This window comes from Streptomyces aurantiacus (assembly GCF_001418335.1).
Lineage (GTDB): Bacteria > Actinomycetota > Actinomycetes > Streptomycetales > Streptomycetaceae > Streptomyces > Streptomyces aurantiacus.
In genome coordinates this window covers 696-1040 of the sequence record NZ_LIPP01000498.1, presented here as the reverse complement: position 1 = coordinate 1040, position 345 = coordinate 696, and the positions used below count along the sequence as shown (strand labels likewise).

Below are 345 nucleotides of genomic sequence, written 5' to 3'. Positions count from 1 at the left end.
TGGTGATGTGCCGCCGGCGGCGCAGGCCCATGGGGGTGTGGCCGGTGGCGAGGTAGAAGGGGCGGGCGACCGGGGCACGCCAGTCGATGAGGACCGGGGTGTGGTCGGCGTCGTCGGCACGGATGCCGATGCGGCCGATGTGGTGCGTGGGGCCGGAGGAGTCCTGTTCCGAGGAGTCCTGTTCCGAGGGCGGCGGGGATTCTGCGAACAGGTCGATCCGGCCGAAGCAGAGCGAGCCGTCCACCGCGTTCAGCGCGGCGAGCAGGCCGGAGCGTTCGGCGACGAGGACGTCGCGTTCGAGGCGGGCCTGCATGGGCGTGCTGCCCTGCGCGAGGGCGTCCGTCA

General features: G+C 72.8%; 1 pseudogene. It reads right to left on the bottom strand.

Going from position 1 to position 345, the window contains the following annotated elements:
- Positions 1-345, bottom strand: a pseudogene (locus AOK01_RS39470) (hypothetical protein); the annotation flags it as partial.